The sequence below is a fragment of the Pantoea eucrina genome (assembly GCF_002095385.1).
Taxonomy (GTDB): Bacteria; Pseudomonadota; Gammaproteobacteria; order Enterobacterales; family Enterobacteriaceae; genus Pantoea; species Pantoea eucrina.
This window is the reverse complement of sequence record NZ_MIPP01000072.1, coordinates 1-7,421: the sequence shown is the minus strand read 5'-3', so window position 1 is coordinate 7,421 and position 7,421 is coordinate 1. Positions and strand designations below refer to the sequence as shown.

Sequence of the window (7,421 nt, the reverse complement as noted above, 5' to 3'; positions counted from 1 at the left end):
CTGCCAGCCGGCACGCGGCATGCGCTGCAGACGGGCGGCCAGGTCGCTGCCCGCACGCTGTTTATCGATCCGCTGGCGCGCGCTGATCTGCCGGCCAGCTGTCAGGTGGTGCAGATCTCCGCGCTGCTGCGTGAACTGATCGTGAGCGCGCTGTCGCTGCCGGAGGGCTACTCTCCCGGCAGCCGCAGCGAACGCATTTATGAGCTGATCCTTGATGAGATCAGGGTGATGAATGTGCTGCCGTTTGACCTGCCGATGCCGCAAAGCCCGCGCCTGCTGGCGCTCTGTACCCGGATCCAGCAGAGCGCAGGAGAGCCGTGGACGCTGACGCAGGCCGCGGCGGAACTCTGCGTGGCAGAGCGCACGCTGTCGCGCCATTTCAGCCGCGAAACCGGACTGCGCTTTGGCGACTGGCTGCGGCGCGCCCGGCTGAGCCAGGCGCTGATGCGGCTGGCGCAGGGAGAGAGCGTGTTGCGGGTGGCGCTGGATCTCGGCTACGAGAGTCCGGGTGCGTTCAGCGCGATGTTTCGCCGCGTGCTGGGCGTTTCACCGGCGGGCTACTTTCCGCCGGCAGAAAGGCGTCTGCCGCATTGAGCAGCGCCTGCAGCGAGGCGCGCGTCACGTCACTGTCGATTCCGACGCCCCAGGCGCGTCCGCCGTGTGCGTCGGTGCAGCAGATATAGGCAACCGAACGACTGTCGCTGCGTTTACCCAGCGTATGCTCGTGGTAATCCTCAATGGCGATTGCGCGCCCGTAATGCTGCTGCAGCGCGCTGACGGCGGCGGAAAGCAGGCCGTTACCGCTGCCATTCAGCATGCGTCCGCCCGATGCCGTCGTAAACTGCAGGCGGATACGCGTTGCCCGCTCATCACTCTGGCTCTCCGCCGTGTCAAGCTGGCGCGCCGGCTGCGTCAGGCCGTAGTGGTGACAAAACAGCTGCCAGAGGGCATGATGCGTCATCTCGCCGCCGTTCATGTCAGTCTGCTGCTGCACCCGCTGGCTGAAATCCTGCTGCAGCGCGCGCGGCAGCTGCAGTCCGTGGTTCTGCTCCAGCAGCCAGGCGCTGCCGCCTTTGCCCGACTGGCTGTTGACCCGGATCACCGCTTCATAGCTGCAGCCAATGTCGCGCGGATCGAGCGGCAGGTAGGGGATCTGCCAGCGGGTTTCCTGCCGCGCTGCACGTTCGGCAAAGCCTTTACGGATGGCGTCCTGATGGGAGCCGGAAAAGGCGGTGAAAACCAGCTCACCGGCATAAGGGTGGCGCGGATGCAGCGGCAGCTGATTACACGCCGTCACCGTCTCAATCACCTGCTGCATATCGCTGAAATCAAGCCCCGGCGCCACGCCCTGGGTGTAGAGATTCAGCGCCAGCGTCACCAGATCAACGTTGCCGGTGCGCTCGCCGTTGCCAAACAGGCAGCCCTCGACGCGATCGGCCCCCGCCAGCAGCGCCAGCTCGGCGCAGGCGGTGCCGGTACCGCGATCGTTGTGCGGATGTACGCTGATGGTCACCGCCGCACGCTGACTGAAGTGGCGGCAGAAGTATTCAATCTGATCGGCGTAGACGTTAGGGGTGTTCACTTCCACCGTGGCGGGCAGGTTGATAATCATCGGTCGCTGCGGGCCAGGCTGCCAGATCGCCGCTACCGCTTCACAAATCTCCAGCGCAAAGTCCGGCTCGGTAAAGCAGAACGTTTCCGGTGAATACTGAAACGTCCACGCCGTATCAGGCTGCGCGGCACAGCGGTCGCGGATCTGGCGGGCGGCGCTGCACGCCAGGGCGACAATCTCCGCTTTGCTCTGGCAGAACACACGCTCGCGAAACAGCGGGGCGGTGGCGTTGTAGAGATGAACAATCGCCTGCCGGACCCCCGTCAGCGCCTCAAACGTGCGATCGATCAGATCGCTGCGCGCCTGGGTGAGCACCTGAATGGTGACGTGGGGCGGAATGCGATCTTCCTCGATCAGCTCCCGCACAAACGCATAGTCGGTCTGCGATGCGGCGGGAAAGGCCACTTCAATTTCACTGAAGCCGCAGCGCAGCAGCAGCTGCCAGAACGCCAGCTTGCGGGCGCTGTCCATCGGCACCGCCAGCGCCTGGTTGCCGTCGCGCAGATCCGTTGAGAGCCAGCGCGGCGCGTGAGTGAGCTGGCGCGACGGCCACTGGCGATCGGCCAGCGGCAGCACAGGGGCCGGGTAATATTTATCAGCAGGGTGAGTCAGCATCGTCGTCTCCTTTAGCAGAGCCTGTAGTGTGGCGCAGGTGGATCGCTGCCCGCCTGCGCGTAGCGGACAACCACGCGTGCAAAACGGACAGGTTGGCGAAAGCGGTGCGGGCGCGTAGCATAGCGGCACGGTTTCCGGCTCAGGCAGGCTATGTCATTTATTACGTTCGACGGTCACAACGACCTGTTACTGCGGCTCTGGCTGCATCATCGCGACGATCCGGCGCGCGCATTTTTCTCCGGTACAGAAACCGGGCATCTCGACTTTCCGCGCATGCAGCAGGGCGGCTTTGGCGGCGGGCTGTTTGCGCTGTTTGTGCCCCCGGCTGGCTATCTCAGCGAGGTGGCACCTGAGCGCGCCGGGGAGCAGCTGCCGCCGCTTACCATTCTCTGGCAGCAGCTCGCGATTCTGAAAACGCTGGCGGCGGAATCAGGCGGACGCGCCCGGCTCTGCCTGAACGCGGAGGAGATTGCCGCCTGCCGGCGCGATGGCGTACTGGCGCTGGTGGCGCATATCGAAGGCGCCGACGGTTTCGACGGTGCCGGCGCAGATCTGCAGGCGTTTTATCAGGCTGGCGTACGCAGCATCGGGCCATTCTGGAATCTGCCTAACCGCTTTGGTCAAGGCGTCACCGGCGCGTTTCCCGGATCGCCCGACAGCGGTGACGGGCTGACGGAGGAGGGGGAGCAGCTGATTACGCTGGCCTGTCAGCAGCGTATGGTTATCGATCTCTCGCATATGAATGAAAAAGCCTTCTGGCAGACGGCGCGGCTCAGCACGCTGCCGCTGGTCGCCACGCACTCCAACGCGCACGCGCTCTGCGCACAGCCGCGCAATCTGACTGACGATCAGCTGCGCGCCATTCGCGACAGCGGCGGCGTGGTGGGGATAAATTTCGGCAACGCCTTCCTGCGCAGTGACGGAAAACGCGATGACAGCACCGCGCTGACGGAAATTGTTAAACACGCCGCGCATCTGATCGCTATTATGGGCCGCGATCACGTGGCGCTGGGATCGGATTTTGACGGCATCAGCGTACCGGCGACGTTAAAAGATGTTACCGGTTTACCGCGGCTCTATGCGCTATTGCAAAGTCTCGGCTATGATCAGGCATTGACTGAACAGCTCGCGTGGGGCAACTGGCAGCGCGTGCTGCGTCAGATCTGGCAGGCCTGAACCGCGTTTCCCTGATGAATCAGGGTTGATCTCCGCGCGACATTGGCGCAACATCGCCGCGCCTGGTGTACTGCCTGCAGTCGCCAGCGGCATTTATGGCAGAGCCTGCTCTGCGTTTTCATTGATGAGGAAGAACACTATGTGGAAAAAACCTGAGTTTGTTGACCTGCGTCTGGGCCTGGAAGTGACACTGTACATCTCCAACCGCTAAGACTCTCTGCCCGCCGCTCGTGCGGGCATTCTCTTTTTCTGCTTCGGTCTTTCACATGTTTATTAAAGTTCTCGGTTCAGCGGCAGGCGGTGGCTTTCCGCAGTGGAACTGTAACTGCGCCAACTGCAGCGGTCTGCGTAACGGCACCATTCAGGCGCAGGCGCGCACCCAGTCCTCAATTATCGTCAGTGATGACGGAGAAAATTGGGTGTTATGCAACGCCTCGCCTGATATCAGTCAGCAGATTGCGCAGACGCCTGAGCTGGTGAAAAAAGGGGTGCTGCGCGGCACCGCGATCGGCAGTATTATTCTGACCGACAGTCAGATTGACCACACCACCGGGCTGCTCAGCCTGCGCGAAGGCTGCCCGCATCAGGTATGGTGCACCCCTGAAGTGCATGCCGACCTTACCAGCGGTTTTCCTGTCTTTACCATGCTGCAGCACTGGAACGGCGGCCTGAAGCATCATGCGCTGACGCCGCTTGAGCCGTTCAGCGTGGCGGTCTGTCCCGATCTGCAGTTTACTGCGATCCCGATTCTCAGCAACGCCCCCCCTTACTCTCCGTACCGCGACCGGCCGCTGCCGGGGCACAACGTGGCGCTGTTTATAGAAAACCGCGCCAGCGGACAGACGCTGCTCTATGCGCCGGGTCTGGGCGAACCGGATGGGGTGATCATGCCGTGGCTGCAGAAAGCGGACTGCCTGCTGATTGACGGCACCGTCTGGCAGGATGATGAACTGCTGACCACCGGCGTCGGCAAAAACACCGGACGGGCGATGGGCCATCTGGCACTGGCTGAAGAGCAGGGCCTGATGGCGCTACTGGCCGCGCTGCCGGCAAAGCGCAAAATTCTTATTCATATTAACAACACCAATCCGATCCTCGACGAACACTCGCCGCAGCGCCAGTTTCTGACGCAGCAGGGCATTGAAGTGAGCCAGGACGGGATGGCGATCCATCTGCAGGAGTCCGCATCGTGATCACCGACGCTCTGACCCCCGAGGCGTTTGAACAGGCGCTGCGCGCCAAAGGCGCTTACTACCATATTCATCACCCTTACCATAAAGCGATGCATAACGGTGAGGCAACGCGCGAGCAGATCCAGGGCTGGGTCGCAAACCGTTTCTATTACCAGACCACCATTCCGCTGAAAGATGCCGCGATCATGGCCAACTGCCCCGATCCGGCCACGCGGCGTAAGTGGGTACAGCGCATTCTCGATCACGACGGCAGTCACGATGGCGATGGCGGCATTGAAGCCTGGCTGCAGCTGGGTGAGGCAGTAGGCCTGACGCGTGAGGCGCTGCTGTCGGAGCAGCACGTGCTGCCCGGCGTACGGTTTGCCGTTGACGCCTATCTCAATTTTGCCCGGCGCGCTGACTGGCAGGAAGCGGCGTGCAGTTCCCTGACCGAGCTGTTTGCGCCGCAGATCCATCAGTCGCGCCTCGACAGCTGGCCGCAGCACTATCCGTGGATCAAAGAGGAGGGGTATTTCTACTTCCGCAGCCGCCTGAGCCAGGCTAACCGCGACGTTGAGCACGGGCTGGCGCTGGCGCTGGAGCGCTTTACCACGGCGGAACAGCAGAACCGCATGCTGGAGATCCTGCAGTTTAAACTCGATATTCTCTGGACGATGCTTGACGCCATGACTATGGCCTATGTGCTGCAGCGTCCGCCTTATCATACGGTCACCGATCGGGCGGCCTGGCACACAACAAGACTGGTGTAATGCGTATGAAAGATACCCTGATCCCCGCTTTCCGGCGCGGTTATCGTCTGCAGTGGGAAGCCGCGCAGCAGAGCCACGTCGTGCTCTATCCGGAAGGCATGGCGAAACTGAATGAAACGGCAGCGGCCATCCTGGAGCTGGTGACCGGCAAACAGGATGTGGCCGCGATCGTCAGCACGCTTGACGCCCGTTTTCCCGAGGCTGGCGGCGTCGGTGACGACGTGAAAGATTTCCTGCAGTCAGCCGTTGAACAGAAATGGATCCAGTGTCGTGAACCCGAATAAACCTGCCGTCAATGCGCCGCTCTGGCTGCTGGCGGAGCTGACCTATCGCTGCCCGCTGCAGTGTCCTTACTGCTCTAATCCGCTCGATTTTGCGCAGCAGGAGAAAGAGCTGACCACTGAACAGTGGATTGAGGTGTTCCGCCAGGCGCGTGCCATGGGTAGCGTACAGCTCGGCTTCTCCGGCGGCGAGCCGCTGGTACGCAAAGATCTGCCCGAGCTGATCCGCGCCGCGCGCGACCTTGGCTTTTACACCAACCTGATCACCTCCGGCATTGGCCTGACAGAGAAAAAGCTCGACGCCTTTGCGGACGCCGGTCTGGACCATATTCAGATCAGCTTTCAGGCCAGCGATGAAACGCTGAACGCCGCGCTGGCTGGCTCGCAAAAAGCGTTTCAGCAGAAGCTGGAGATGGCGCGGGCAGTGAAAAAGCATGGCTATCCGATGGTGCTGAACTTTGTACTGCATCGCCATAACATCGATCAGATCGATAAAATCATCGACCTCTGTATCGAGCTGGATGCCGATGACGTTGAGCTGGCAACCTGCCAGTTTTACGGCTGGGCGCACCTGAACCGCGAGGGGCTGCTGCGACGCGCGAGCAGATCGCCCGCGCGGAAGAGACGGTGGCGCGCTACCGGGCGCGCATGAGCGAGAGCGGCAACCTGACCAATCTGCTGTTTGTGACGCCGGACTATTATGAAGAGCGTCCCAAGCCGTGCATGGGCGGGTGGGGTTCAATCTTCCTCAGCGTAACCCCGGAAGGCACCGCGTTACCCTGTCACAGCGCGCGCCAGCTGCCGGTTGAATTTCCCTCCGTACTGACGCAGAGCCTGCAGTCGATCTGGTATGACTCGTTTGGTTTTAACCGCTACCGCGGCTTTGACTGGATGCCGGAGCCGTGCCGCTCCTGCGATGAGAAAGAGAAAGATTTCGGCGGCTGCCGCTGTCAGGCGTACATGCTGACCGGTAACGCTGATAATACCGATCCGGTCTGCAGCAAATCGCCGCATCACGGGCAGATCCTCGAGGCGCGGCGTGAGGCAAACTGCAGCGATATTAAAATTGCCCAGCTGCAGTTCCGCAACCGGGCCAACTCTGCGCTGATTGTCAAACAGCGTCTCTGATGATGCAGCGCACCCTGACGCTGGCCAGCGGCCTGCGCTGCCACCTTTATCACCAGCCTGACGCCCGCGAAGCCGCGGCGCTGGTGCAGGTCGGGGCCGGCAGCCTGCATGAGCCCGATCGCTGGCCCGGACTGGCGCATCTGCTCGAACATCTGCTGTTCTGCGACAGCGCGCGCTTCAGTGGCAGCCAGCGCCTGATGCCGTGGGTGCAGCAACAGGGCGGCGAGGTCAACGCCACCACCCAGCTCAGCCGCAGCGCGTGGTTTTTTCAGCTGCCGGCCGCCGCGCTGGAAGGCGGCGTTACGCGGCTGGCGGATATGCTGATCGCCCCGAACCTCGCGCCTGACGCCATCCGCCAGGAGTGCGCCGTTATCGATGCTGAGTATCAGCTGCTGCAGAGCCACAGCGAGACGCTGAGCGAGGCGGCGCTGCTGCACGCGCTGGGCGGGCGCTTCAGGCGCTTTCGCGCCGGCAGCAGGGCGGCTTTTGGTGACAACGTCACGGAGCTGCAGCGTGCGCTGCGCCACTTCCATCAGACCCGCTTTACGGCAAATAGTCTGGAGCTCTGGCTCTCCGGGCCGCAGTCGCTGGATGAGCTGGCAACGCTGGCCGCAGCTTTTGATCGCCTGCCGGGCGGCGAGGTACCGGCGCTGCCGGTGGTGCCCCG

The 7,421-nt window shown here is 62.4% G+C and carries 8 protein-coding genes and 1 pseudogene; 8 read left to right on the top strand and 1 reads right to left on the bottom strand.

What is annotated here, in order from left to right:
- The coding region (locus HA43_RS18085) for a helix-turn-helix transcriptional regulator (protein ID WP_094112294.1) at nucleotides 1-594 on the top strand (594 nt) is incomplete at its 5' end.
- Here the strand turns inward: HA43_RS18085 and leuA are convergent.
- Nucleotides 515-2,227, bottom strand: a complete 1,713-nt coding sequence (leuA, locus tag HA43_RS18080) for a 2-isopropylmalate synthase (protein WP_094112293.1) — start codon at nucleotides 2,225-2,227, stop codon at nucleotides 515-517. The genes HA43_RS18085 and leuA overlap by 80 nt on opposite strands.
- Before the next feature lie 150 nt (nucleotides 2,228-2,377).
- Here leuA and HA43_RS18075 point away from each other — a divergent pair, with 150 nt between their 5' ends.
- From HA43_RS18075 to HA43_RS18045, 7 genes and pseudogenes are all read left to right on the top strand, one after another.
- On the top strand, nucleotides 2,378-3,403 hold the full coding sequence (locus HA43_RS18075; protein WP_094112292.1) for a dipeptidase: 1,026 nt from the start codon (nucleotides 2,378-2,380) through the stop codon (nucleotides 3,401-3,403).
- Between the two features lie 139 nt (nucleotides 3,404-3,542).
- Nucleotides 3,543-3,614, top strand: a complete 72-nt coding sequence (pqqA, locus tag HA43_RS18070; RefSeq protein ID WP_010617686.1) for a pyrroloquinoline quinone precursor peptide PqqA — start codon at nucleotides 3,543-3,545, stop codon at nucleotides 3,612-3,614.
- Nucleotides 3,615-3,669: 55 nt separating this feature from the next.
- Nucleotides 3,670-4,596 (top strand): pyrroloquinoline quinone biosynthesis protein PqqB, encoded by a 927-nt coding sequence (gene pqqB, locus HA43_RS18065; protein WP_039384267.1) that lies wholly within the window; start codon nucleotides 3,670-3,672, stop codon nucleotides 4,594-4,596.
- Nucleotides 4,590-5,345, top strand: a complete 756-nt coding sequence (gene pqqC, locus HA43_RS18060; protein ID WP_039384270.1) for a pyrroloquinoline-quinone synthase PqqC — start codon at nucleotides 4,590-4,592, stop codon at nucleotides 5,343-5,345. The genes pqqB and pqqC overlap by 7 nt, the downstream gene beginning before the upstream one ends.
- Nucleotides 5,346-5,350: 5 nt before the next feature.
- Nucleotides 5,351-5,629 carry a pyrroloquinoline quinone biosynthesis peptide chaperone PqqD gene (gene pqqD / locus HA43_RS18055; RefSeq protein WP_039384271.1) on the top strand — a complete coding sequence of 93 codons (279 nt, stop codon included), beginning with the start codon at nucleotides 5,351-5,353 and terminating at the stop codon, nucleotides 5,627-5,629.
- A pseudogene (gene pqqE, locus HA43_RS18050) lies at nucleotides 5,616-6,754 on the top strand (pyrroloquinoline quinone biosynthesis protein PqqE). Before pqqD ends, pqqE begins: the two are co-directional and overlap by 14 nt.
- Nucleotides 6,754-7,421 (top strand): insulinase family protein (locus HA43_RS18045; RefSeq protein WP_211279589.1); only part of this gene is annotated, 668 nt, incomplete at its 3' end. The pseudogene pqqE and the gene HA43_RS18045, both read left to right, overlap by 1 nt.

Bases quoted from the DNA above. Each gene is read 5' to 3' on its own strand.
- HA43_RS18075 (WP_094112292.1), top strand. From the start codon at position 2,378: ATGTCATTTATTACGTTCGACGGTCACAACGACCTGTTACTGCGGCTC.
- pqqD (WP_039384271.1), top strand. From the start codon at position 5,351: ATGAAAGATACCCTGATCCCCGCTTTCCGGCGCGGTTATCGTCTGCAG.
- pqqB (WP_039384267.1), top strand. From the start codon at position 3,670: ATGTTTATTAAAGTTCTCGGTTCAGCGGCAGGCGGTGGCTTTCCGCAG.
- leuA (WP_094112293.1), bottom strand. From the start codon at position 2,227: ATGCTGACTCACCCTGCTGATAAATATTACCCGGCCCCTGTGCTGCCG.